Source organism: Methanobrevibacter millerae, assembly GCF_900103415.1.
Taxonomy (GTDB): domain Archaea; phylum Methanobacteriota; class Methanobacteria; order Methanobacteriales; family Methanobacteriaceae; genus Methanocatella; species Methanocatella millerae.
This window is the reverse complement of record NZ_FMXB01000013.1, coordinates 53,186-79,294: the sequence shown is the minus strand read 5'-3', so window position 1 is coordinate 79,294 and position 26,109 is coordinate 53,186. Positions and strand designations below refer to the sequence as shown.

The 26,109-nt window shown below is 26.0% G+C and carries 22 protein-coding genes; 9 read left to right on the top strand and 13 right to left on the bottom strand.

Going from position 1 to position 26,109, the window contains the following annotated elements; translation table 11 throughout:
- Positions 1-539 (bottom strand): hypothetical protein (locus F3G70_RS08345; RefSeq protein WP_223166047.1); only part of this gene is annotated, 539 nt, incomplete at its 3' end.
- Positions 540-554: 15 nt separating this feature from the next.
- On the bottom strand, positions 555-2,177 hold the full coding sequence (locus F3G70_RS08340; RefSeq protein WP_149732251.1) for a glycosyltransferase family A protein: 1,623 nt from the start codon (positions 2,175-2,177) through the stop codon (positions 555-557).
- Positions 2,178-2,397: 220 nt separating this feature from the next.
- Here F3G70_RS08340 and F3G70_RS08335 point away from each other — a divergent pair, with 220 nt between their 5' ends.
- The 3 genes from F3G70_RS08335 to wecB all read left to right on the top strand — a co-directional run bounded on the left by F3G70_RS08335 (position 2,398) and on the right by wecB (position 5,617).
- Complete coding sequence (locus tag F3G70_RS08335) at positions 2,398-3,009, top strand: class I SAM-dependent methyltransferase (RefSeq protein ID WP_149732250.1); 612 nt, start codon at positions 2,398-2,400, stop codon at positions 3,007-3,009.
- Positions 3,010-3,191: 182 nt separating this feature from the next.
- On the top strand, positions 3,192-4,292 hold the full coding sequence (glf, locus tag F3G70_RS08330) for a UDP-galactopyranose mutase (protein WP_149732249.1): 1,101 nt from the start codon (positions 3,192-3,194) through the stop codon (positions 4,290-4,292).
- The gene (gene wecB / locus F3G70_RS08325) at positions 4,292-5,617 is read left to right on the top strand and encodes a non-hydrolyzing UDP-N-acetylglucosamine 2-epimerase (RefSeq protein ID WP_149732248.1); all 1,326 of its coding nucleotides are present in this window, start codon (positions 4,292-4,294) and stop codon (positions 5,615-5,617) included. The genes glf and wecB overlap by 1 nt, the downstream gene beginning before the upstream one ends.
- Positions 5,618-5,619: 2 nt before the next feature.
- On the opposite strand, the gene F3G70_RS08320 is transcribed toward wecB, so the two are convergent.
- Positions 5,620-6,738 (bottom strand): glycosyltransferase family 2 protein, encoded by a 1,119-nt coding sequence (locus tag F3G70_RS08320; protein WP_149732247.1) that lies wholly within the window; start codon positions 6,736-6,738, stop codon positions 5,620-5,622.
- A gap of 80 nt (positions 6,739-6,818) precedes the next feature.
- On the opposite strand from F3G70_RS08320, the gene F3G70_RS08315 reads away from it, so the two are divergent.
- The 3 genes from F3G70_RS08315 (at position 6,819) to F3G70_RS08305 (ending at position 9,984) form a co-directional block, all read left to right on the top strand.
- Positions 6,819-8,036, top strand: coding sequence for a hypothetical protein (locus F3G70_RS08315; protein ID WP_149732246.1), 1,218 nt, complete (start codon positions 6,819-6,821; stop codon positions 8,034-8,036).
- A 5-nt stretch (positions 8,037-8,041) separates the two neighbouring features.
- A complete protein-coding gene (locus F3G70_RS08310) occupies positions 8,042-9,298 on the top strand; it encodes a nucleotide sugar dehydrogenase (RefSeq protein WP_149732245.1) in 1,257 nt (418 codons plus the stop codon).
- Positions 9,299-9,540: 242 nt separating this feature from the next.
- Positions 9,541-9,984 (top strand): hypothetical protein, encoded by a 444-nt coding sequence (locus tag F3G70_RS08305; RefSeq protein WP_149732244.1) that lies wholly within the window; start codon positions 9,541-9,543, stop codon positions 9,982-9,984.
- A gap of 485 nt (positions 9,985-10,469) precedes the next feature.
- On the opposite strand, the gene F3G70_RS08300 is transcribed toward F3G70_RS08305, so the two are convergent.
- Both F3G70_RS08300 and F3G70_RS08295 read right to left on the bottom strand, forming a co-directional pair.
- On the bottom strand, positions 10,470-11,078 hold the full coding sequence (locus F3G70_RS08300) for a methyltransferase domain-containing protein (protein WP_149732243.1): 609 nt from the start codon (positions 11,076-11,078) through the stop codon (positions 10,470-10,472).
- A gap of 4 nt (positions 11,079-11,082) precedes the next feature.
- The gene (locus F3G70_RS08295; protein ID WP_149732242.1) at positions 11,083-11,670 is read right to left on the bottom strand and encodes a methyltransferase domain-containing protein; all 588 of its coding nucleotides are present in this window, start codon (positions 11,668-11,670) and stop codon (positions 11,083-11,085) included.
- A gap of 242 nt (positions 11,671-11,912) precedes the next feature.
- Here F3G70_RS08295 and F3G70_RS08290 point away from each other — a divergent pair, with 242 nt between their 5' ends.
- On the top strand, positions 11,913-13,601 hold the full coding sequence (locus F3G70_RS08290; protein WP_149732241.1) for a hypothetical protein: 1,689 nt from the start codon (positions 11,913-11,915) through the stop codon (positions 13,599-13,601).
- A gap of 122 nt (positions 13,602-13,723) precedes the next feature.
- Here the strand turns inward: F3G70_RS08290 and F3G70_RS08285 are convergent, their stop codons facing one another.
- The 6 genes from F3G70_RS08285 to F3G70_RS08260 form a co-directional block, all read right to left on the bottom strand.
- Positions 13,724-14,803, bottom strand: a complete 1,080-nt coding sequence (locus F3G70_RS08285; RefSeq protein WP_149732240.1) for a phosphonoacetaldehyde reductase — start codon at positions 14,801-14,803, stop codon at positions 13,724-13,726.
- Between the two features lie 4 nt (positions 14,804-14,807).
- A complete protein-coding gene (gene aepY / locus F3G70_RS08280) occupies positions 14,808-15,926 on the bottom strand; it encodes a phosphonopyruvate decarboxylase (RefSeq protein ID WP_149732239.1) in 1,119 nt (372 codons plus the stop codon).
- A 5-nt stretch (positions 15,927-15,931) separates the two neighbouring features.
- Positions 15,932-17,227: a phosphoenolpyruvate mutase gene (gene aepX / locus F3G70_RS08275; RefSeq protein ID WP_149732238.1), complete on the bottom strand. Its 1,296-nt coding sequence runs from the start codon at positions 17,225-17,227 to the stop codon at positions 15,932-15,934.
- On the bottom strand, positions 17,224-17,925 hold the full coding sequence (locus F3G70_RS08270) for a phosphocholine cytidylyltransferase family protein (RefSeq protein ID WP_188118121.1): 702 nt from the start codon (positions 17,923-17,925) through the stop codon (positions 17,224-17,226). The genes aepX and F3G70_RS08270 overlap by 4 nt, the downstream gene beginning before the upstream one ends.
- Positions 17,926-18,172: 247 nt before the next feature.
- The gene (locus tag F3G70_RS08265) at positions 18,173-19,579 is read right to left on the bottom strand and encodes a hypothetical protein (RefSeq protein ID WP_149732236.1); all 1,407 of its coding nucleotides are present in this window, start codon (positions 19,577-19,579) and stop codon (positions 18,173-18,175) included.
- A 75-nt stretch (positions 19,580-19,654) separates the two neighbouring features.
- Positions 19,655-21,025 (bottom strand): LicD family protein, encoded by a 1,371-nt coding sequence (locus F3G70_RS08260; RefSeq protein WP_149732235.1) that lies wholly within the window; start codon positions 21,023-21,025, stop codon positions 19,655-19,657.
- Positions 21,026-21,694: 669 nt separating this feature from the next.
- Here F3G70_RS08260 and F3G70_RS08255 point away from each other — a divergent pair.
- Complete coding sequence (locus tag F3G70_RS08255) at positions 21,695-22,480, top strand: acyltransferase (protein WP_149732234.1); 786 nt, start codon at positions 21,695-21,697, stop codon at positions 22,478-22,480.
- Here F3G70_RS08255 and F3G70_RS08250 read toward each other — a convergent pair.
- On the bottom strand, positions 22,477-23,283 hold the full coding sequence (locus F3G70_RS08250; protein ID WP_149732233.1) for an acyltransferase: 807 nt from the start codon (positions 23,281-23,283) through the stop codon (positions 22,477-22,479). The two genes, F3G70_RS08255 and F3G70_RS08250, sit on opposite strands and share 4 nt — an antisense overlap.
- Positions 23,284-23,327: 44 nt before the next feature.
- Positions 23,328-24,416, bottom strand: coding sequence for an FkbM family methyltransferase (locus F3G70_RS08245; protein ID WP_149732232.1), 1,089 nt, complete (start codon positions 24,414-24,416; stop codon positions 23,328-23,330).
- 184 nt (positions 24,417-24,600) lie between these two features.
- On the opposite strand from F3G70_RS08245, the gene F3G70_RS08240 reads away from it, so the two are divergent.
- On the top strand, positions 24,601-26,067 hold the full coding sequence (locus F3G70_RS08240; protein ID WP_149732231.1) for a glycosyltransferase family 39 protein: 1,467 nt from the start codon (positions 24,601-24,603) through the stop codon (positions 26,065-26,067).
- The last annotated feature ends 42 nt before the right edge of the window (positions 26,068-26,109 follow it).

Genomic DNA, 26,109 nt, shown 5'->3' with positions numbered 1-26,109 from the left:
AAACTAACATTCTTAGAAGTCAATTCCTCAATCCTATCATTAAGAACCTTAGCCTCATCATCCTTAGAAGCAACAACCTCATTCAAACTAACATTTTGAGTAGTTAATTGTTCAATTTGGTGTTGGAGTTCTTCTGAATTATTAACTTTAATTAATTCTTCTATTTTATTAGTTAATGAAATTAATGCACTATCTTTTGAAATAATCATTTCATTAAGGTTATTTATTTTAGAATCATGCCGTGACTGAATTTCTTTTATTTTTTTTTCTTTATAAAAGAGTTTTTCAGTCAGATATTTTATTTCTTGCTCTTGATTTAAAAAAGAAAGCGTTGGTTTTGATGAAATAATTTGGAATGGGATGTTTTCATCACAAAAAAATATTAAATTATCCTTGTTTTGAGATAATTTAATAATAAATTCATAAGACTCATTGTTATTTCTAATTTTTAATCCAAATAACTCATTAATTGGTAAATCAAAATTTATAACATCTCTTATGTTAATTTCAATAATCGTGTTTACTAACTCATTCAACATTAAATTCACCCAGCATTATTTTTTTAATTTCCGAAGGGGTTCAGTTAATTTCCAACTATTTGAGTTTAATAATTTTTTATTCGAATCGTTTAATTTTTTATTCAAATCGTTTAATTTTTTATTTGATAGTAACAATTGCTCATTTTGCTTTTTGAGATCAGCAATATTTTCATTCAATTTTCCTTGATTACTATCGAGTAATTTCTTATTAGATTTCTTTAATTCATCATTTTCTTTTTTAATATTGTTTATTTCTTCAATTAATTCGGATTCATGTGATTTAATATCATTAAGTTCTTTCTCAATTTTTTTATCATTATTTGAATCTGACAATTTACTATTTTCCTCTTTAAGTTTTTTATTTTCCCCAGCATTCTTTGTAATAATTTTATTAAATAAACTTATTGTTCTATTTTTAAAGTTATCGTAGTTGAAATGTTTTAAATCATAATTATTTATTTCATTAAGGACTTTAGCATAATGTGATGGATATCTTTCAAGATAGCGAATAATAAAAGTTAATTGGCTAGAATTTATGGTCAAATCCAATAATTTTGCCATTTTTGGATTTTCCAAATTTTCAAACATTTCATCTACTCGTTTCATTACTTCCAATCTCTGGATTATATTAAAATCATATGATAAAGGTTGTCTAGAAACAGAATTACTTACAACAAGCCTATAATAAATTGCATCACAATCATTTCCAACAAAATAATATTCATAATCAAATTTTGAATATAAATTACAGAAGTAATCATGATCGTCTCCACTTTTGAGGTCAGGATTAAATTTAACTTTTTTAATATCCTTTGTTGGCATGACTTTATTTGTTGCTATTAATAAAGCTCCTTGTGAAACAGAATAAGGGTCTATAACTCCCTTTTTACCCTTAAATGATTTAGTGAAATATGTTTCACTTATTTCACCAGTATTTTCATCAATATCATAATAATCCCCAATTACTATACGATTTGGACTGCAATGTTTATAAGCTTCATTTAAATAATTAGGACTAATAAAATCATCCACATCAATAAAAATAACATATTCTCTATTTAATTCATCAATTCCTTTATTTCTAGCTGTTGTGGCACCAGGTTCTGATTCAATTATTTTAATATTAATTTCAGGGTTGTTATTAGAAAAATCATCAATTAAATTTTCAGTATTGTCTCGTTCACCATTAATTACAAAAAGCACTTCAAATAATTCATAATCTAGTGTTTGCTTCTTCATAGAATCTAGAAATTTAAGTACAAATTTTTCGGCCTTATATGTTGGAACCAGCACATCAATACCCTTTTTAAAATTAAATTCAGGTATTTGTTTTTTGAAATAATCAATTTGTGATTTTAAATCATTTTTATGATTTTTTAAATCTTCATTATCCTTGACTAATTTATTATTTTGATTTTTTAAATCTTCATTATCCTTGACTAATTTATTATTTTGATTTTTTAAATTTTTATTTTGATTTTGAAGTGAATTAATTTTAAGTGTGTAATTATGATTTAATATTTCATATTGATTTAATGTTTTATTATAAAATTCTAACTGTTTATCTAAATCTTCTATATCTATTTCGATTAAAGCATTTTTTCCGTCATTTTTGAAATTTTTATCTTTATGAATCATGAAAAGACCTAATTAAATTTATAAATTAAAAAAATATATTAAACACCAATAAGGTATAATGTTATATATATTTAATTAAATATAAATATATAAGTTATTTCAAAACAATGCCAATTTAGTAAGATTTTGATATTTTTCAAGAAAAATCTAAACTAATTACTACCAGTATAAAGTTGAAATAATATTTAATTTCATATTTAATTTTAAGGAGCGATATGACATGCATAAAAATTCACATGCTAAAATGGAATGGTTTAAAAATACTTACTTAAATACTTCAAGCAAATTGGATATTTTAGATGTAGGATCACTAGATACAAAAGGAAACTATAATTATTCAGATATTTTTAATGAAAAAAACTGGACATATACGGGTCTTGATTTTCAAGGAGGAAATAATGTAGATATTATAGTAACAGATATTTACAATTGGTTTGAAGTTGAAGACAATACTTATGATGTTATTATTTCTGGCCAACTTTTTGAACACTTAGAATATTTTTGGCTCACCATGTCCCAAATTGAAAGAGTTTTAAAACCTGGAGGTTATGTCTGCATAATTGCACCATCATCCGGACCTAAACATGGTGGCAATATTCCTAATTGTTATAGGTTTCATGAAGATGGATTAAAAGCAATGGCTAAATATGTTGATTTAGAAGTTATACATACTTCCGTCGATAATAGTGAAAAAGCGAAACCTTGGAATGATGCATGTTTAGTTGCTCATAAAAATAAAGGCACATCAGTAGAAAATACAAGAGAATTAGAACATCGGATTGATAACCTAGAAAACAAATTAGATTCCATATTAGAAGCATTGAAAAAATAGCATAACTTAAAAAACTTTAAATTACTTATTAAAAGACAAATGCGTGTTTTTAAATAGAAAAATGCCATTTTTCTAAAAATTAAACTTGAATTTCGTGATTAAAATTTATTAAATCGAACAATAATTTTATCAAATTTTGCTGCTAAATGAAAAAAACAAAACTTTAAAATTGGGGATGAAAAATGAAATATGATTATTTAATTGTTGGAGCAGGTCTTTTCGGTGCAGTCTTTGCCCATGAAATGACAAAACTTGGTAAGAAATGTCTAATTATAGAAAAAAGGAATCATATTGGTGGAAATGTTTATACTGAGATTATAGAAAATATAAATGTTCACAAATATGGTGCACACATTTTTCATACAAATAATAAAGAAATTTGGGACTATATTAATCAATTTGCTAATTTTAACAGATACACAAACTCACCCATAGCCAATTATAAAGGAGAACTGTATAATTTACCATTTAATATGAATACATTTTATCAAATGTGGGGCGTTAAAACACCTGATGAAGCAAAAAAGATTATTGAAAATCAAAGAGCAGATGCCAAAGTTGAAAATCCAAAAAATCTTGAAGAACAAGCCATATCTCTTGTTGGAAAAGACATTTACGAAAAACTTGTAAAAGGTTATACTGAAAAACAATGGGGTAAAAACTGCAATGAACTTCCTTCATTTATCATAAAAAGATTGCCTGTGAGATTCACATTTGATAACAATTATTTCAATGATTTATATCAAGGAATCCCCATAGGAGGATATACAAAAATCATTGAAAAAATGCTTGAGAATATTGAAGTGAAACTAAATACAGATTTTTTCACAGATAAAGAAAAATGGATAAATTTGGCCGACAAAATTATCTTTACCGGAATGATTGATCAATATTATGATTATTGTTATGGTGAACTGGAGTATAGGGGATTAAATTTTGAATTTGAAACATTAAATCAAGAAAATTATCAGGGAAATGCTGTTATTAATTATACTGATGTTGAAACTCCTTTTACCCGCATAATTGAACATAAACACTTTGAATCATCTGATTCTCCAAAAACCATTATAACAAAAGAATATCCAAAAGCCTGGCATAAAGGTGAAGAAGCATATTATCCAATGAATGATAAAAAAAATTCAGAATTATATGAAAAATATGTTGAACTCTCAAAAAAAGAAGATAAAATCATATTTGGCGGACGTTTAGGAATGTATAAATATTATGATATGTGGCAAGTAATAGATGAAGCATTGAAATTAGTAAAATCTTTGGTGATATAATGAAAATAGCAACTATTTTAGGAACTAGACCAGAAATTATAAAAATGGCTCCGATTATTGATGAAATATCAAAAAGAAACATTAATCAAATTGTTTTACATACTGGTCAACATTATGATAAAGAAATGTCTGATAATTTTTTTAGTGATTTAGAAATTCAAAATCCTGATTATAATATTCATGTTGGCTCTGGAACTCACGGAAAACAAACCGGTTTAATGATGAAAGGAATAGAAGAAGTTTTAATGGATGAAAAACCAGATATTGTTTTAGTTCAAGGAGATACAAATGCCGTCCTAGCCGGTGCCCTCGTAGCATCTAAATTGCATATTGCTATTGGACATGTTGAAGCAGGCCTTAGATCATTTGACATGACAATGCCTGAAGAAGTCAACCGTAGAGCATGCGACGTAACTTCAACAATGTACTTTATACCAACTGAAGAATCAGCAATAAATCTTCTAGCAGAAGGTTTTTCTCATAAAAACTTGATTATTACTGGAAATACTGTTGTTGATGCATGTTTTAGACATTTAGAAATTGCTAAAAAAAGGGGTTTTGAGGAAGAATCAATTAAAAAGCTAAATATTGAAAACATGGAAAATATCTTAACATTAACAATGCATAGAGCCGAAAATGTCGATGATAAACAAAGAATTACCAATATTATTGAAGCTTTAAAAGAACTGAATGATGTAGATATTATTTTCCCAATTCATCCTAGAACCAAAAATACACTTCAAAAATTTGGTTTGTTTGATGAATTGAATAATTTAGAGCATGTTCATATTATAAAACCTTTAGGATATTTAGATTTTCTACTATTAACTTCAAAATCGACTTTAATTTTAACTGATTCTGGTGGTCTTCAAGAAGAAGCAATAACATTAAATGTGCCCGCATTAACATTGAGATATAACACTGAAAGACCAGAAACTGTTACCGCAGGAGGTAATATTCTTGTTGGGTCAGATAAAGAGCGAATTATAAAATATACTCACAAAATATTAAATGATAAAGAGTTTTCAGATAAAATGAAAAATGCAATTAATCCCTATGGTCAAGGCGAATCGGCTAAATTGACCGTGGATGCAATTGAAGATTATTATAAAAAGGGTTTATTGGATATTAAAGCTCCGGAGAATATCATGATTTCATTTAAAAGAGAAATGATGTGCGTTAATGAGAATATTGATGTTAAAACATTTGAAAAAGAAAAAAACGCATTAATTCATATGGTCTTTGATGGAGAAAAAATGAGATTTCCAAGAGAAGATTTGAATTTAAATGGAAAAATAATTAGTATGGACATATTTGAAAGATAAATTTAATTAAAATATTTTTTAAATTTTTTTTTAAATTCATATTTTATAGAATGGTTTTTTGTATTTGAATCTTTCTCACTGTCTAATTTTATTTTTACTTCTTTTTTCATATCATTTAAGTCTATTGAATTAAAGTTTTTCATATTTTCAAAATCTTTATTATTTTTCGAAAGTAGAATTCTATAAACTAAATTTTTATATTCCTCAGTTAAATTTTCAAAAAAATCTTTAAAAAATTCTTCATCTTTAAATAATAATATTAAATCCTCTCGCCATGCATTAAAATACAAATCTTTAAATTCTTTTTTGATATGCCTATATCTAAATTCCCCCATGTGAACTTTTTCATTATATAACCTTACTTTGTGATGCTCAAACTCCCCATGCATTTTGAATTCATCACCAATTAAATTTACGATTGTAATTGAATCTAAATAACGTTGATCTCCAGAAGTTGTTGAAGATGATGAATACCATCTCCGAGTAAATAAAAATTCATTGTAAAAATAGATTCTTTTAGCATTAAACAAAACTCTCCAAAAAAAAACATTATCATCAAAAATTAGGCCTTCAGGAAATTTTGCACCACAATTTAAAACAAATTCTCGATTATATAATTTAGACCATGGAGTTACAGTCATTTTAAACATCACATCATCAGGAATGTCTTTGTATGAAAAAATATTATCTCCAACAACATTAAATAATCCCTGCATACTATACATTTCACTTTCATAAAATTCATTTTCCAGTTCATAGTAGTTTAAAGCTTTAAAAATAAGAAAATCTAAATTTTTTATTTTACACAAATTATAAGTATCCTCTAAAGCATTTAATTTCACAATGTCATCAGAATCCATTAAATATAAATATTCGCCTTTTGCCTTTTGGATTCCAATATTTGTTGCTACTGCATGTCCTTGATTTTCTTGTGATATTATTGTTATCCTATCATCATTTTCGGCATAGTTATTTAAAATTTTTAAAGAATTATCTGTTGAACCATCATTGATACAGATTATTTCAATATCATTTAATGTCTGATAAATTATAGAATTTAGACAATCTTCTAAGTATTTTTCAACATTATACACTGGAATTACAACAGACACCTTGACCATTTAATCACTGTTTTGATATGATTATATATAAATATAATTTCAATCATATATTAAACTAACTTTAATAACTGAGGTAAACTATGGTAGTAGCAAAACGTGATACTGGTAATAAAAAAAGCAAAAAGCTGGTATGTGCATTTAATTTCTTACCTTATAACGATACAAGTAGCAATGTTGCTGCAAAAAGATTATATGAATATGGTGAGGAATTTGATGTTATTCACAATAAAATGCCTTATCCTATTGATGAATATTTCAACAGCATTATTAAAGAACTTATTAATAATGATGTTTTATTAGAGATTCCAATATGGTGGCGATGGGAAAATGCCAAAAAGTTTGTTGTTGAGGGCATGGCAGAAATTGAAAAAATTTGTGAAAAAAATGGAGAATATGAAAAAGTTTATAGTAGGTCTATGCAACCCCATTCCCATTTTTTAGCATTTGCATATAAAGTCAGAAATCCTAAAGTTAAATGGACATGTGAATTTTCAGATCCATTAATGATAAATTCTAAAGGAGAAACAACCTATATTCAAATTGATAAAGAGGATATGGATAAGATTAATGAAATTATAAAAGAAAATGGTTTTCCAGTAGTTGAAGATGAAGATAATTTTATTTTCTACAGTGAATATATTCCATTTTTATTTGCTGATGAAATCCTTTTCACAAATCAAAGTGGAATGGATTTGATGTTAAATACTTTAAAAGTTGAAGAGATTAAAGAGGATATTCGAAAAAAATCAATTATTGCTCCCCACCCAATTCCTCCGAAAGAATGGTACTTTTTAAAAGAATCAGATTATGATAAAATCGAAGATGATAAAGTAAACATCGCATATTTTGGTAAATTCTTTGATTTGAGACATATTTATAATGTTTTTTCTTCATTTTATTCTCTTAATAAAGATTTGCAAGATAAAACTTTAATTCATTTATTTGTTCAAACTCCCGATGAATTCCAAAAAATTATTGATTGCATGCCTATAAAAGATAATATTATAGTAAATGCTTTTGAACCATTATTTGAATTTTTAAACTTAACTACTAAATTCGATTGTTTAATAGTTAATGATTTGAGATCAAAAGGGAATTTTGAAAGAAATCCTTTTGTTCCATCAAAAATTAGTGATTATTTAGGCAGTGGTACTGATATTTGGAGAATTTGTGAATATGGAAGCCAAATGGTTAATATTGAAACAAGATATCTTTCATACATTGATAATATCTTTACAGTACAAGATACATTGCAAAAAATAATTGAAGACAAAATTATTGAAAAGAAAATTGTGTGATTAAAATGAAAATTTGTGTTATTGGTCAAGGTTATATTGGTCTTCCTACTGCAGCATTATTTGCTCTAAACGAGTGTAATGTTGTTGGGGTTGACATAAAAAAAGAAGTAATAGACGATTTGAATAAAGGAATTGTACATATCGAAGAACCCGGAATTTCAGAAGCTATTAATGATGCCATTAAAGAAAAAAGATATGTTGCTCAGTTAGAACCTTCTGAAGCTGATGTTTTTATTATTACAGTCCCAACACCATATAAAATGGAAAATTTAAGTTGTGATTTAAGTTTCGTGATTGAAGCATGCAATTCAATTTTAAAATATGTGAAAAAAGGAAATGTGATAATTGTTGAATCAACTATTGCCCCGGGGTCTATTGAAGAAACCGTGCAACCCATTTTTGAAAATAATGGATTTGAAATTGGTGAAGATTTATTCCTTGCACATTGCCCGGAAAGAGTACTTCCTGGGAGAATCATGTATGAACTTATCAATAATGATAGAATCATTGGTGGTGTAACACCGAAATGTACTGAAAAAGCAGCTGAAGCTTATGGAATTTTTGTTAAAGGAGAATTGATGAAAACAGAAGCCAAAACAGCAGAATTATCTAAATGTATGGAGAATACCTTTAGAGACATTAATATTGCGCTTGCAAATGAACTTGCAAAAATTTGCGCCGAAATAGATGTGAATGCACTCGATGTTATTAAACTTGCGAATAAACATCCTCGTGTAAATATTTTAAATCCGGGACCTGGCGTTGGTGGACACTGCCTTGCAATTGACCCATATTTTATTTATGCAAAAGCTCCCGAAACTGCAAAAATAATTAAATTAGCTAGAGATACTAATAAAAGTATGCCGAATTTTGTAACTAAATATGTTGAAAAAATTATTGAAAAGTATGATGATGAAAACTCAAAAATTGCAATTTTAGGAGTTTCTTATAAAGGAAATACTGGAGATACAAGAGAAAGTCCTGCATTTGAAATTATTTCAAACTTGAAACAGAAAGGATATGGCATTGCAATATTTGATCCGCATGTTGAAAATGAGGAATATCAAGACTTTGAAAATGCAATTAACGATGCTTCTTTATGTTTAATTTTAGCGGATCACGACGAATTTAAAGAGTTGGATATAGATATCTTAATTAAACAGATGAAAAATCCAATTATATTTGATACAAAAAATATAGTAAAGGAAGTTGCACAAGAAGAAGTGATTTTATATAATTTGGGAAATCTTTCAAAAATTTAGTATGAATATTTTCCAATATATATTCTATAAAAATTAGTTCTAATTTAATAAGAGAGAATATTTTAAAAAAAAGTAAACCCTCCCCCTTAAGTTGAATAATGAAAATAATACGAAAAATATTTTAACTTATTTTTTCATATTATATATAAGGTTAAAAAATTATATTAAAGTAGTTGATAATAGTGGATAAGCGTTATTTCGTGATAATTATAATAATAGGCGTTTGTTGTATAAATTTATATATGATTTCAAATGTTTCCGATGTTGTAGGAAGTGCATCTGCAGATGCTGGAAAATATACTTTCACATTACCTAATGGATTTAGTTTATATGAACATACGAATACTGAAGCACAAATTTCTAATCCAGGTTCAAATATTACAATTCGAATTTTTACTAACTTAGGAAAACATGATAATTTTTCAACTAAATATGAAGAAATTGATAATGATAGTAATTTCAAAATATTAAGTAATGGTACTATAAACGATAATGGGATGATTATCCAGTCTTTATTTTACCAAGAAATAGAAAACTCCAACAATCGTTCTACATTTTATTTTACCAAATATGACAATGATTTTAGGATTTTAGCTGTTGGTTTTAACTATGATTCTCAAAGAAATGAAACAATTGATATCGTTACACGGATTATTGATTCGATTAGATTAAATTATAAACTATAATTATGAGGACAGCACTGCACAGAGGATATGGAAATAGCATTATTTTTGTTTATATTATAGAGATATAATTTTAATTTCGTTTAAATAAAATTATTAATCATGACTAGATTTTAAGTAAAATCTAATTAAATTAATCAATCTTTTAATTTTATATTAATTCTTTGTTAATTATTGTCACTTGTATCTAAGGTTTGTTGCATTAGTGTTTTTGATTTGTTGAAGAATATTAAGTTTTTAGTTTTAAATGAATGGGTGAAAAAGTATCCAATCATGAATAATCTGCTTGAGGAATTCTATAAAGTAACATACTCAAAAAATTAAAAAAATCGTAAACCCTCAAGAAAAAGAAAATTCTTGAAGATTTAGAAGATTTTGAACAAAAATCAATAATGCATCAATTAAACTCACAAAGTATTTTAAAAAAAATATGTCTGCCAAAACTTATTTTAAAAGACACGGATAATGATTTTTTCAAAAGATTGATTTTATTTATTTAAATCAGATAATATCATATCCAATTTACTTTCTATATTAGAAATCCTATTATCTAATTCAATGAAATCATTAATATATGAATCTGGCTTTTTGGCTACGAGACATGTATCATACCAGGGTTTTGCTTCATCAGCGTGATTAGTTGAAACATGTAAAATTTCAAAATCAACATATCTTGCAAGAGCAGCCATCCCATCTTCATAAAATCTATAACAATCATATTTTAATCCATGCTTTGGTCCACTGCTTGGTGCTATAATACAACAAAAGCCACCAGGTTTTAAAATCCTACTTATTTCAGACATAGTTATCCAAAAAAACTCCAAATGTTCAAATAATTGACCCGAAATAATAACATCATAAGAAGTGTCTTCTATTTCTAAAATATTGTAAATATCATCTACTAAAATATCAACATTATCTCCATCAATAAAATCTAAACCAACATAATTCCAATTAGGTAAATCAAAAATAGACCTATAATTATAATTCTTACCACTAGTATCTAATGATCCAATATCTAAAATATCCAAATCCTTTGAAGAATTTAAATAAATATTTTTAAACCATAACATTTTATCATGAGTAGTTTTATGCACAGTATCATCTCTTAACTTCTTTTAATAAAATATCAATTTTTTTCTCCAAATAATCTAATCTCAAGTCTAAATTATTTTTTGACCCCAATTTTTTACAAATTAAAACACTATCATTCCAAATAGGTGAAACTTGCGTATAATATTCTAATACTTCCATTCCAGCATATTTACCCATAGCATTCATACCTTCTGCCGTGAATCTATAACAATCGTAAGGGTTTCTGTGAACAGGACCCGTACTAGGGGCGATAATACAACAGAAACCTCCGGGTTTAAGAATCCTTTCTATCTCAACAATCGATTTCCAAAAAAATTCCATATGCTCAAAAGCTTGACCCGAAACAACAACATCATAGGATTCATCAGTTATTTCAATCCAATTATAAATATCAGAAACTACCACATCAACATTTGGTCCTTCCCTAATATCCATACCAAAATAATTCCAATTTTCTTCATTAAATAAAAGGCCATAGTTAAATGGTTTTTGATTTGAATCAAATGATCCAATATCCAATATATTCAGAATGGAATTTTTATCTAAATATTGACTTATGAATTTTTCCATCGCTAAAAATGAACTTTGATGCATGATAAACACATGATTTTAATTAAATTAAGAAAAATATAAATAAGACAAAAGAAATGTCTTATAATTAAGATTAATATATTTAGATAAAACTTAATATAGTTTTCTATATGAATCTAGCAAGGACTGTCAGAGATGTTGTTAATTCCAATAACTAACTATATATATATCTATAAATATAATCATAAATTGTACAAATCAATTACATTAATTTGTATTTAAATAAAAATATGTTTGGTGAAAATATGGGAAAATTCTCTAATTATATTGATAGTCAATTTTTTATAATTGATTCAAATGATTTAAATAATATTCATTCAGAATTATTTGGATTTTCGTTAGTTGATGGAAAAATTTTTTATAATCATAATTTAAATGATGACATAAAATTAGATGGTGAAGGGACTTATATTAGGATATTAAGAAAGAAAAATAGTGTGGAAATCTCTCAAGATTTGAATGGATGTTACGGAATTTTTATGTATACCTATGAAGATAATTTTGTAATCTCAAATTCCTTTTTAAAATTAACAGAATATCTTGTGGATAAATATCCAATATCAATTAATACTGATGTTCTTTTATCATATTTACCTGCGAATTTATGTGCAATACAATATAAAGAAACAATGATTAATGAAATTGAAATAATACCTAGAAATTATATCATTAATATAGATATTCCAACTAAGACTTTAGATTTTAAAATTCTTCCATTAGATGATTCAACCATATCTATTGATTCAATTGAAGGAATTAAATTATTAGATGAATGGTTTTATAAATGGGTATCAATTTTTAGGAGTATTGCATTAGAAACAAATAATTTTGAAGTTGATTTGTCTGGAGGCTTTGATTCAAGAGTAGTTTTAACAGTTTTATTAAATTCCCAGATTAATTTAAATAAAATAAGAGTTTATTCTAAATTCAATCCTGAAAATCCTAGTGAAGATTATGAAATTGCTTCAACCATAGCAAATAAGTTTAATTTTAAATTAAATGGCCCAATTAACAAAAAATTGGTTTGGGTGGATAATATTGAAGATTCAATAAATTTAGCATATTATATTAGATTATGCAACCATAAACATTTTGGTTTTGCTCGAGCAATTTCACAATATCCAGTATATGTAACTGGAGGTTACTGTGGTGAAAGATTAAAAGATTATTACTTATTAACTCCTCAGGAATACACTAAAATGTGTGTTGAAAGAGCTGAAAGGTTTTCAAAAGAATTTAAAGACCCTACACAACGTGTTTTAGATAAATCTTTTTCTAGGTTACAAAAAGAATGGAATATTGAAGATAAAAATTCTAAATATCTAACCCAATTACTTTTAAAAGAAGCTGAAAACAGGAACCATTTTGGAAAAATGTCTGTTGGTTTTTATTTAACAAATCAAATAAGATTGTCCCCATTATGTGATCAAAAATTATATAAATTTAAAAATGAAGGAGACTTATTATTTGCCTTAATATTTACTAGATATTGTCCAGAGTTATTAGATATTAAATTCGATAAAAAGAAATTCATTAAGGAGCATGTTAAAAATAAAGCTAAAGAAATTAATGAAAAATATCCTTTTGAATTGAAAAAATTTGATTATATTGATGGTGCCAATGAAGATTTGAATAAAGATTATATCACTGAAAAACAAACTAAAGTTATTGCTCCTGAAAAATTTGTTGAGGACGTATTTAGATCAGAATCTTTTAAAAATACATTCAATACTTACTTCTCCCCAAATGTATATCAAAAAATTATAGAAGATGTTGAAAATGCAGGATATCAACCATTATCTTTAGTTAATTGCAGTTTTGCAATGTTAAAGATGATAAATTTAGCTAGAATTAACAATGAAATTCTTTCTAATAATCCTATGAAATGGTTAGATAACTTTTTGGAAATAAAAAATTTTTCATCAAATAGTTAATTTATCATAAATGAGATAAACATTAATAAAATATGATTTCAATGTTTTTATCTCATATTTTTACATTTTCTCTTTTTAGGAGAGCTTGAGTCCATTTTTATTATTAGCAATTAATCTAAAATTTACAAATTATTAAGTAAAATATTTTTAATTTCAGTTTTATCAAAAACTATTGGATTATTATCCATTCTCCCACCAGTTGTTGCTTCTTCAACAATAGTAGGAATATCCTCTTTTTTAACTCCAAAATTAGAAAGATGTAGTTTATTTTGTGAAACATCATCCAACCATTCTTTAATATCAATTAAATCATCAGCATCCCATGCATCTAAAAACAAATCTTTTTCTTTAACAAATTCCCAATTTCGTGATAAAACTTCAAATAAGGTTATTGCAGCAGCAAATCCATGATTAATACCAAACATCATCGTTAAAGGATAGGAAATTGAATGGCATGCAGTAGTTCTTGTATTTGAAAATGCTAAACCTGCAAAAAATGATCCCATCAACATTTGTTTTCTATATTCCAAATTATTTAAATCATTTAAAGCTAACGGTAAGTATCTATGTATAATCGATATGGAACAACGAGCAAGAACACGAGTATATACATTTGATGGAACAGACCAATAAGACTCCATTGCATGAGATAAAGCATCCAAACCCGTAGCTAAAGTCATGTCTTCATCCATTGTTAAAGTTAATTCAGGAATTAACCAAGATTCTGTAGGATATAAGAAATCTGCATCAATAGAATATTTTTTACAATCATCAAAATCCCAAATTGTTGCCCATTTTGTACATTCAGAACCTGTTCCAGCAGTTGTTGGTACTGCAATAATTGGAATATGCTTTGTATTATCCAAATAAATTTTATTTTTAATTAAATTTAAGATATCATTTTCTTTAAAATCATATAAAGCAGAAATAGCTTTTGCTAAATCTATTGAACTACCCCCACCAATAGCTATTATTAAATCGGGCTTCTTAATTTTATCTAAAACTTTTTCAAGTAAATGAATATCTGGATTTGAAATACTTTCATCAATTACTTGAAAGTTACTAACATCTAATTCAAAAGTATTAATAACTCTTTTAGATCCGATAAACAAGATATTTTCATTAAAATTATTTAATCTATCTTTAAATTGATTTAAATCATAATCAAAAAATTTTATCGGCACATTATAAACCCAATCCATAATATTAGCTCCTTAATTTTTCGATGAAATCCAATTTATTTTCAAGAGGAGTGGTGGTCGGTCTTCCCAAGTCGTTTCTTGATTTCAAATTAACATCAATATTTAAAAAAACCGGACCATTATCTTCAATGAATTTTGGCAAGACATCTTTTAATTCATCGATACTTTTAGCATTATATACCTTATCATATCCGCATGCTAAAATAATCTCATTGATATCTATGTCAGACATTATTGTTGGCAGTCCCCCAACACTTTCATGAGCAGAGTTATTAAACATGACATGATGGAAATTTTTAGGTTTCATAGACCCAATCAATGCCAATGACCCCATATGCATTAGAATGGCTCCATCACCATCAAAACAAAATATTCTTTTGTTAGGATTATTTAAAGCAACACCCAAAGCTATACTTGAGGAATGGCCCATAGATCCAACTGTTAAAAAATCATTTCCATGACCTTGCTTTAATTCTTCACGATACTCAAACAATTCTCTTGAAGACTTGCCTGTAGTGGAAACGACCATATCTTTTTCAGACAAAAAATCAACAATAGTTTGGATAGCCTTTTCTCTGCTTAAAATATTGTTATTTTCTTTTTTAATTTTATATTCTTCGAATGCACCTTTAGAAACAACAACAGCCACACTTTTTCCACAATTTAATTGATTAATAAAATCATTTTCAAATATTTCTTTAAGTTCATCAAAATTAGATTCATTTGAAATAACAGTATATTTAATATCCAGTAAATTTAGTAGATCTAAAGTAATTGCTCCCTGTTTGATATGCTGAGGTTCATCATGAACCCCTGGTTGGCCTCTCCATCCAATTAAATATACAACAGGAATCGAATAAACTTCACTATGAGTCAAAGAAGTAACTGGATTAACAATATTTCCTAATCCGGAATTTTGCAAGTAAACTAAAGGATAATTTCCTGTTGATAAATTATATCCACTAGCAATGGCTAAAGCATTACCTTCATTTGCTGCAATAATATTTTCACAATTTTCTTCAACATAATCTGCAAAAGAGGATAATTGTGAATCTGGAACTCCCGTAAAGAAATCTATGTTAATATTTTTTAAGTATTTGACAAAATCTTCAACATTAATCATCTTAATCACTCGTCAGGAATCAAAGTAAGTATTTCTTTAATTGGCAAACAAATATCATCAACTTCTTTGCAACGTTCATTTTCAAGTATTTTTGTTGCAGTTTCCATCATGGAAGGATAAGCACTCCTAATTAAATGATTTGCATAAATAACTATATTTACTCCTTTTTTAGCGAATTCATCTTCATAAACTTGGTTAAATGATGTTGGGACAACAACTAAAGGTACCTTAGGTGCAAATTCGTTGAACTTTTCACAAAATTCAAATATCTCATCAGGTTCTTTTTCCCTACTATGTATCATGATTCCATCAGCTCCCGCATTAATATATGCTTTAGCACGATTGATTGCATCATCCATACCTTGTTTTAATATTAAACTTTCAATTCTTGCAATAATCATAAATTCATCAGTGATTAAGGCCTTTTTACCTGCTTTTATTTTTTCACAGAAGTTTTCGATTGAATCTTGTGTTTGCTCGACATCAGTACCAAATAGCGAATTTTTCTTTAATCCTATTTTATCCTCAATAATAATTGCTGAAACGCCCATTCTTTCAATTGTTTTAATATTAAAAACAAAATGTTCAATTAATCCTCCAGTATCCCCATCCAAAATAATTGGTTTTGATGAAACTTCCATTATTTCGTTGATTGTATTAATTCTAGAGGTCATGTCTACAAGTTCTATATCGGGTTTTCCTTTAGCAGTACTGTCTGTTAAGCTACTAACCCAAATTGCATCAAAAGAATTAATTTTTTCATCCTTAACGACTTTTGCATTTTCAACAACTAATGCAGAAAGACCATTATGAGCTTCCATTGTACGAACAATAGGTTTAAGCGAAATTAATTTTTTTAATTTACCTCTTCTTGATTCTGGAACAGAACCTGCATTTTTAACTAGGTTATTAATTTGATCAATACTTATATCTTCAGTATATGGAATTTCTATTAATTCTCCATTCCATTCACTTAGTGTGTTTATTACATTTTGTCTGATTTGGCTTTGAACACCTTTTTTCCAATCATCACCATGGAATACATAATCTGGCCTATATTTTTTTAAATTTTCCGTATAATCCAAAGTATATTGCGGAACAACATCTGAAACTCCCTCAATATTTTTAATTATGAAAGTACGTTGTTCATAATCCAATACAGGAAATCTTTTATATGTAGCTACAACTTCGTCAGTTAAAACACCAACAATAAGATTTCCATATTCTGAAGCTTTTTTAATTAAATTAATATGCCCGTGATGCAATATATCTGCACTAATAGCAATATAAACAGTTTTCATTTTAATAACTCCTTCACCCTCTTTAAATCATTTTGATCATCAATTTCTGTACATAAATCCCCCATAATATCTAATGGACGAATAGTAATTTGATTAAGTATAGTATTTAATGCATTTTCTGCATAAACATCAGTTTTTCCCTGCTGGCAGAATTCATGAATTTTATTTTTCCATTCTTTCCAGTCATTTTTTTTTAATTTGTAAAATGGTTGGCAAGCCACAGCATCATCACCAAAATACTTAGTAGAAATATAATTTACTTTATTATCTACAATTTTAGCTTTAAAATCATCTTTAGGTAAATCAATTGATGAATCAATAACAACTGAGGATTCTTTTGCATAGATTATTTTTTCTGCAACATCACTAGAAAATACTAAATCCCCATGTAAGAGAATAATATCCTCATTAATTTCATCAATCAAATCTAAAGATTTAATATAATTAGTTTTATCATAAACAGAATTATGGACAAAAGTAAAATTCAAATTAGAATAATTATTTTTTGAATATTTGATTAAAACATTATTTAAATATCCGGTTGTAATAATAAAATCTTTAGAGTAATTAGATAAAATATTAATAGCTCTTGAAAAAATTGTTTCATCATTATTAATATTGACTAAAGATTTTGGAAGATTTTTAGTTAAATTGCCTAATCTAGAACCCAAACCAGAATTTAATATTATGATTTTCATGTTAATCACTCCAAAAATATGCATTGAATTTTTATTAAAACTCCATCATATAAGTAAATATTTGTGATTAAATTATAAATAATTAATTGTAATAATAAATATTAATTATGGTTTTTAGAAAATTGATATAATTTTAAAGTATAATAGACATTAAAATTTCCATTCTAAAAATAATTAGAACAAATCATTCTTGAAATAATTTACAATAATTACCCTTATGAGTATCTATAAATATTATTTAAAAAAATTATTTATATTCAGTATAAATTTTTAAATCTGTTAAAAAAGTATTTTCATCTTCAACAATTGTAAGTAATTTATTGTAATTATATTTCGTCGTTTCATTAGAATATAAAATTTTATTATTAACTTTAAAAATATGTATATTATCATGATAAGAATATTCTATAATATTATCTTTATTTAATGGAATTTCGGAATTTTTCATCATAGTTTCACCATCTTTTCTTAGCCAAATTCCAAATACTTCATCACTAATTTGTCCAATAAAAATACTATTATTCCAATTAATACCTATCTGGATATAACCTCTACAATTTTTTGATTTGGTTTTATTCAACTGAAATTTTAATGAATAATTTATGGGCAATAATAAATTTAATTTAGTTGAACCAGTATCAAATTTTGATTTAAAATAGACATATTTTCCATAATCATATAACATTTGATTTAATAATTTATTTTCTTCTACCAAATATTTATTTTTATTTTTTAAGAAATCATTCTCTTCAATTAAATTATTAAAAATATCATAATTATATTTATTATTATATAAATGTTGTTTGCAAAAATTTTTAACAATTTTTATTGACTCTGTTACTGATAATGAACTATGGGGTCTTTTTTTTACTTCTTTATAAAAATTTATTTGAAAATTGTTTTCAAAATATTCCAAATCACATATCTCTTTAATGAAGGGTATGCAATGGTTATAAATATCATGCTGTGATAAAATATTAACATAATACGTAATTGGAGGCATATATTTCTCTCTGTTGAATAATTTAATTGTATCTAATCGATAATCAATAAGATTAATAATTTCTTTTTTTGATAAATTTGGAAACTCATCATATAATATTCTAAAAAGATTATTCACATGTGTTTCATGATAATTCATCACATTAAGTTGGGAATTGTTTATAAGAACTTTTGATCCTTTAATTAATGTTCCAAGCCCTACTGAAGTAAATCCGCCCCCAGAACTACCATAAAACAATATATTTTCATGCATAATTCCCTGATTAATAGAAAGTTTTTTTATAATTATTGATAGAGTTTCTAAATACCATTGTTTTTTATCACCAACAAACCATCCTAAACGTATATAATCATCATAAAAGAAAATTGGATCTGCATATGCTATGAAAGATTCTTCAAAATATTTATACCAAGACCATCGATGAAAAAAAGGAGGGGTTTTTAAAATTCCTTTCGAAGTCCTTTCATCTCTTGCATGGGCTCCTGGCCCGCAACAGATTAGATTTTTGTTTTTCGATGAAAATCGAACAATTAAACAATATTTTACATTTTTATAATTAATTTCTAATCCAAAAGGTATATCTAATGGAAATTTATAATCTTCAATTTGATCCATATTTAATTTAATAATATAATCAACTAAGTTTTCCATATTTCATCACTTCTAATGCAATTTTTTGATTTTAAAACATTTTTTCAAGAAATAAATATAATTTGTAATATTTAATCAATAAATTACTAAATCAGTTATTTTAGAATTATTATCAACTATTATATTCAATAAATTATTATATTCATAATTTTTACTTGTAATTTGAAGAACGATTTCATCATCAACTTTTAAAGTATGAGTATTATCTTTATAAGTATATTCAATACCTAAAAATGAATTTGAGGGAATCGGAGTATTATGATAATCAGTTATGCCATTTTTTCTTAACCATATTCCAAATGTATTTCCAGCACCTATTTGTCCAATAAAAATACTATTATTCCAATCAGTTCCTATTTGAATATATCCCCGACAATTTTTTGAAGATTGTCTATTAAAGTTAAATTTTATCACATGATTTTTAGGTATTTCCTGATTAATATTCAAATATCTATCTTGATTCTTACTAAAATAAACTACATTTTTTGAATGCAGAATTTTTGATGAAAATTCATCATTAACTTCTTCAAATCGTTTTAAAAAATTTTTAAAATTCATATTTACATTTTTTTTCTGTTTTAAATCACTTACTCTTCTATGTAATTTAACATTTCTAGGAATATTTTTATAGTCTTTTCCATAGTTTTTTGATGTAATATAATGAGGATTGTTTGGACATGGATATATTTTCCCATGAAACTCAATTTTTTTTAAGGGAAAAAGTTTTTCTGAATCAAAAACTGTGAATTTTCGTGTATTCCCCCAATAAGTTTCAATACATGGAATAAAAAAGTCCTGATATTCATATGATAAATTATAATCATCATAATATTTATTAATTACATCTTTTTTATCCATTCCATTTAAAAGATTTATATGATATTCACATTTAGCATTAAAAAATTCTTTTTCAACATTTTCGGGATAACTACGAATAAAATCAATTGGAAAAACATCAAGCCCCGCATATAATCCTCCATCTTTTTTTATAGATATTTGTGTGAATGCAATAATGCTGTTTTCTTTAATAATTTTTTGTGGAACAACAAAAAGAATATCATCTAAATGATAATATTTAATTTCATCATCAATAACTTCTAAAAATTTTAAACAATCTTTCCTTGTCATGCCAATATCAATATCATCATCCCAAGGAACATAATCTTTATCTCTAACAGCACCCAATAAATTTCCATAATCTAACCACCATTCCAAATCATATTTCATGCAAACATTAGAAATAAAATCTAATAAAGATAAACATAAATCCTGTGTACCTTTAAGTACTCCTTTTGGTTTAAGATTAAAATTTAAGTATAATGTATTTAAAAGAGTGTAATGTGAATCTAAAGTATTTTCATTTTTCTTTTGAACTTTATTGAGATTATTGATTTGATTATTTAATTTTTTTATTTCCTCTTTTAAAAATTTAATATCCTTGTCCATAACTACACCATAAATGTATTTTTGAATTAAAATCTATATTATATTAAGTTTTTTTAAATATATTAAATTTGGGTTTGAGAATTTTTTACATTTTTATATATTAGTCAAAAAAATCTTTAATAGGCACTAAATTATAACAATATTGGGTTTTAATTGGTTTTTTGTGACTGTACTTTCGCGGAAATTTATTGTATCTTCTTTGTTGTTATTTTTTCTTGTTTAAGGCACATTGTTTAATAGTATGTTAATGCATATGAGTTTAGTCTTCCTTCATTTCAATATTTCAATTACCATTCCTTATCCAATACATAATTGTTCTTTAATATCCAAATCATTTTACAAATAGTATTTTGCTGAATTTTCCCCCACATTATTCATTTTATATTTTATTACTCTCAGAATTCTTTCGCTAGTGTAGTGGTTCTGTGTGTTCGTTTGTCTGAAGTCATTTCTAATTAATGAATAAATTTAAATATTGATATCATTATAATAACAATTATAAAAAAAATAAAGATAATAAAGTACCGATAAAACTTAATCATGAATAACATTAATTTGTTGTCCAGAAGAAAATATAATATGATTATATATGAATGTGTCTTAATTCGTTGAATGATTATATTAATTTCTTAAGAGTAAAAAAAATAATAATATTAAGAAGGGGAAAAAATGAAAATAATAAAAGAAGATGAAAAAAATAACAAAATTTTTTATAACTCACCTGAATTAATAAATAGTGAAATTATATTTAATGGAGAAAATAATATTTTAATATGTGAAGAAAATGTTGTTTTAAATGGAAGTACTTTACTTTTTAATGGGAATAACTCAATTGTATACCTTTCTTCAAATTATAATCATTATCAGCTATTTGTTAATATTTTTAATAATTCAGTTTTATTCATTGATGAAAATAATTATTTCAATTCAAAATTATATATGATTTTATCTGAAGAAAAAAGCGTATTTATAGGGAAAGATTGTTTATTTGCTCATGGAATCTGGATTCGTTTAGCAGATCCACATTTAATTTACGATATGGCCACAATGGAAAGAATAAATCTAACTGAAGATGTTTACATAGGGGATCATGTTTGGATAGCTCAAGAAGCATTGATTTTAAGAGGAGCAGAAATAGGATCTGGAAGCATCATTGGTGCAAAAAGTGTTATGAGTGGTAAAAAAATAGAATCTAACTCAAGTTGGGCAGGCAATCCTCCACAACAGATTAAAAGAAACATATTTTTCGACGGTAGGACTGTTCATAGATACACAAAAAAAGAAACAGAAGAATCAATGAATTATACTAGCGATCAATGGATTTATTCAAATATAAATTCTGGAAGTGGATTTGAACAAATAAAAGAGATTACTAGTACCGAAAATATGGATTTAAAAATTAATAAAATTTTAGAATTAAGAAATAATAAAAATAAAAATAGGTTTTATATTTAAATTGAAAACCTATTATGTCTTTTATTTTGAATAAACAATTTTTGCACGAAATCTAATTTTTCATTTACATCAAATCTAGATAATAAACCATCTACTTTTTTAATATCTAATGTTTCACCATCAACAACATCATATAAGAAAACCCTACTACTATATGTATCAAAAGTACGTGAATCTTCCTTTGTGAAGTTTGCAACATAATCCTTTGTGAAAAATACATTTTCTTTTATGAGTTTTGCAGGATTTCCTTGATAAATACTATTAGATTTTAATATTGAATTAGATGCAATATAAGAATTATTTTCAATAACAGAACCAGAACCTATAATAACGCCTTTATCAACATAAATTTGGTGGCCTAACCAGACATGATCCCCGATAATAACGCTTGAACCTTTATTAAATCTAGCTTTGCTTTCTTCATCATAAATAATATGTGCATCACCCGTTCGGATATTAGTATTGCTTCCAATACTGCAATCTTCACCAATTATTAAATTCTGATGTTCCTGTACATTAAGATTGATTGGTGGAATCAAATCATTATTTTTACCTATGTAAATTACTGAATCATGAACTACTTGCATATTTAAAGAATAATTCCCTTTACAACTGGATAAATAAATTAACGAATCGTTTCCCTTAAATACTATATTACAATTAACTAAATTAACATTATTTTCGCAGAACAAAATATTATTTTTACCTGCAAAAGTAATTTTGGAGCGTTCCATTTTAGGATTGCCATTGATTTTATTATCATTTAATGATGAAATTTCATCTCTATTACTTACAGTTTCCATAATATCACATTTATAGATTTATCAAATATCATTTATAATTTTTATTAATATGGCCTGCATTCCAAAACGGTATCCGCAAAGAATGTCCATGGCCTTTCTTTTGATATTTTAAAATTATAACCCAAATCTAATTTTTCAATCCAAGGCTTGATTTCAAAAAAATCACTAGGATTATGGTAAATACTTAAAATTAATAGAGGTTTTTGTGATTTAATAGTTTCAATAGCACCTTTTAGCAATCTCTGTTCAGTACCTTCAACATCGACTTTAATAAAACCCACATTTAGATTATTTTCTTCAACATATTTATCAATGGTCAGTGTTTCAACAGTGAATGATTTATCATAACGCCTAAAACTTTCATCTGAAGTTATTCCCTGAACATTATCCCCTGAAAGATATATTTTTTCCTCACCATTTTTATCGCTTAAAGAAGCTTTTACCGGGACAATATTTTTAACATCATTAAGTTTAATATTTTCAAGCATCTTATTAAATGATTCTTCAAATGGCTCAAAAGCATGAACATTAGATATCGTTAATTTAGTAAACGCCAATGATGAATCGCCAATATAAGCACCGGCATCGATGATATCTTTATTTCCAATATATTGCAAATCTTCACCTGTTAAAAAATCATACATAAAGCAATGTTTATTATAGCTTTGATCTGTGAATTTAAAACCGCAAATTTCATTACCTGAAACATTTTTATTTGAAAATTCAATATACTCATCCTGGAGTTTTAATTCTTCATCAGTGAAAAACGTATCAGTATAATTAATTAAATAGGTAGCATTAGCTCTTAAATATAATTGAATAGCTTGTTTTCTAGAATCTTCTGGAAGATTTTTTAAAAAATCATTAAATTTTAATGGGAAATCTTCACGAAATGAATAATTATAAAAACTCCTATTACAAAAACTAGCTGCAAGAGATTCTAAACGCTTTAAATTAGAAAAATATTTATATTCTTCATTTAACTTGTTGTATTCATCTTTTAATTTAGAATTTTCTTTTGAAATAGCTTCATATTTTTGTTTGTACTTTTCATATTCTTCTTTGTAAAAATTATAGCTATTACTTTTTGATAAAATTTTATTTTTAAAAGTCATGAATTTCAAATTTCCCATTAACTAATTATTAATAATATTTGTTATTAAAATTATAAAAGTTATTCGCATACCCAATTAATAATAATCGAATTTATTTAATGAAAATACTCCAAATCATCTATAATATTAGTTCATATATCTAAAAATACTAAAAATCAAAAACAAGAAAAAACTTATATTATATATAAACAAAACTAATAATATGACAATTAATAAAGAATATAAAGATATTATTGGTACAATTTTCCTAGCATTGAGCATCGTAATGCTAGGATATATGTTAATATCGCCATTCAATCAAATGATTATTCATATTGATGAATATTTTACACTTAGTGTTCTTCATTTTCCAATAACTGATTTGGCTTATGTTATTTCTCATGATGTCCATCCACCACTTCATTATTTACTTCTAAAAGTAGTTACAGATATTTTAACAATTTTGGGGCTTGAATCCAATAAAATTTTCATATATAAATTAATGTCAATTGTGCCCTATGCAATAATTCTTATTATATCTGCTACAAAAATAAAAAATGAGTATGGATATTTAACTGCAGGTTTATTTGCTTTTTCAATGGCGGTTATGAGTGAATTTTTAGTGTATTATTCAATAATAAGAATGTACAGTTGGGCGATGTTATTTGTAATCTTAACATTTATCTATTTAAAAGATGTTATGGATAAAAATGACACAAAATCTTGGGCGCTGCTTACAATCTTTTCTGTTTTAGCAGCATACACACATTATTTTGCCGCAATTCCAATTGTATGTATTTATGTATGTTTATTTGTTTATCTATTTATGAACGATAAAGAAAAACTTAAATACTGGATAATTTCAGCAATTGCGGGAATAATTTTATTCACCCCATGGCTCATATCTTTAATAAGCCAAGTATCATTTGTTAGTGAAGGATATTGGATTCCGGAGTTAACCATAAAGAATTTAATAGGCTTTTTGGGATATTTTGTTACTTCTTCTAGAAATCTTATTACTTGCATATTCTCAATAGTGATATTTGCTGTTTTCATACTTTATTCACTAAGAAAATTTGGTGATATGGACAGGACAGATAAGTTTTATATATTATGTGGCATTATAGCATATTTCGGGACAATAGTTATCGGAACAAGTGTTTCAATCGTAAGACCAATAATGGTAGATAGATACTTACTACCTTCCGCAGCCGTATTATGGTTTGTGATTTCATTCATAATAGGTAAAATTGATGCTAAAAAGGAATTCATAATTTCGTTTGCATTGGTTTTATTATTGTTGTTGGCAGGAATATCACAAATAAGTTCATCTAATGAATTTTGGGCCACAAATAATATGGATAAAGAAGCATTTTTTGATCAGATAAGTCAAGACAATAATTCAATTGTAATTAATGATGCACGTAACAGAATGTTTTACATGGAGTATTCAAATTGCACAGAAATGTATCTACTTAATCCACCAAGCGAACTCTACGGATATAATCTGAGTGAACTTCATGACACATATGAGTTTAAAGAGATATCGAAAGATGAAATTCCTAAATTGATTGAAGACAATCAAGATAAGAATATCTACATTATAACTAAAAATTCAAAATTCGATAAACATATTAAAACAAAACCTCTTATAGAGACAAAAAATGTTTGTTTCTTAAAAGTTTTGTGATAAAAAACAATACTCTCAAATATAGGTTATAAACCTATATTC

What these genes read in the sequence shown, in the direction of transcription:
- aepX (WP_149732238.1), bottom strand. Translation starts at nt 17,227, where the DNA reads ATGAAAACTGTTTATATTGCTATTAGTGCAGATATATTGCATCACGGG.
- F3G70_RS08295 (WP_149732242.1), bottom strand. Translation starts at nt 11,670, where the DNA reads ATGCATCAAAGTTCATTTTTAGCGATGGAAAAATTCATAAGTCAATAT.
- glf (WP_149732249.1), top strand. Translation starts at nt 3,192, where the DNA reads ATGAAATATGATTATTTAATTGTTGGAGCAGGTCTTTTCGGTGCAGTC.
- F3G70_RS08305 (WP_149732244.1), top strand. Translation starts at nt 9,541, where the DNA reads ATGATTTCAAATGTTTCCGATGTTGTAGGAAGTGCATCTGCAGATGCT.
- F3G70_RS08265 (WP_149732236.1), bottom strand. Translation starts at nt 19,579, where the DNA reads ATGGAAAACTTAGTTGATTATATTATTAAATTAAATATGGATCAAATT.
- F3G70_RS08315 (WP_149732246.1), top strand. Translation starts at nt 6,819, where the DNA reads ATGGTAGTAGCAAAACGTGATACTGGTAATAAAAAAAGCAAAAAGCTG.
- F3G70_RS08335 (WP_149732250.1), top strand. Translation starts at nt 2,398, where the DNA reads ATGCATAAAAATTCACATGCTAAAATGGAATGGTTTAAAAATACTTAC.
- F3G70_RS08255 (WP_149732234.1), top strand. Translation starts at nt 21,695, where the DNA reads ATGAAAATAATAAAAGAAGATGAAAAAAATAACAAAATTTTTTATAAC.
- F3G70_RS08290 (WP_149732241.1), top strand. Translation starts at nt 11,913, where the DNA reads ATGGGAAAATTCTCTAATTATATTGATAGTCAATTTTTTATAATTGAT.
- F3G70_RS08320 (WP_149732247.1), bottom strand. Translation starts at nt 6,738, where the DNA reads ATGGTCAAGGTGTCTGTTGTAATTCCAGTGTATAATGTTGAAAAATAC.
- F3G70_RS08340 (WP_149732251.1), bottom strand. Translation starts at nt 2,177, where the DNA reads ATGATTCATAAAGATAAAAATTTCAAAAATGACGGAAAAAATGCTTTA.
- F3G70_RS08270 (WP_188118121.1), bottom strand. Translation starts at nt 17,925, where the DNA reads ATGAAAATCATAATATTAAATTCTGGTTTGGGTTCTAGATTAGGCAAT.
- wecB (WP_149732248.1), top strand. Translation starts at nt 4,292, where the DNA reads ATGAAAATAGCAACTATTTTAGGAACTAGACCAGAAATTATAAAAATG.
- F3G70_RS08240 (WP_149732231.1), top strand. Translation starts at nt 24,601, where the DNA reads ATGACAATTAATAAAGAATATAAAGATATTATTGGTACAATTTTCCTA.
- aepY (WP_149732239.1), bottom strand. Translation starts at nt 15,926, where the DNA reads ATGATTAATGTTGAAGATTTTGTCAAATACTTAAAAAATATTAACATA.
- F3G70_RS08250 (WP_149732233.1), bottom strand. Translation starts at nt 23,283, where the DNA reads ATGGAAACTGTAAGTAATAGAGATGAAATTTCATCATTAAATGATAAT.
- F3G70_RS08285 (WP_149732240.1), bottom strand. Translation starts at nt 14,803, where the DNA reads ATGGATTGGGTTTATAATGTGCCGATAAAATTTTTTGATTATGATTTA.
- F3G70_RS08245 (WP_149732232.1), bottom strand. Translation starts at nt 24,416, where the DNA reads ATGGGAAATTTGAAATTCATGACTTTTAAAAATAAAATTTTATCAAAA.
- F3G70_RS08310 (WP_149732245.1), top strand. Translation starts at nt 8,042, where the DNA reads ATGAAAATTTGTGTTATTGGTCAAGGTTATATTGGTCTTCCTACTGCA.
- F3G70_RS08260 (WP_149732235.1), bottom strand. Translation starts at nt 21,025, where the DNA reads ATGGACAAGGATATTAAATTTTTAAAAGAGGAAATAAAAAAATTAAAT.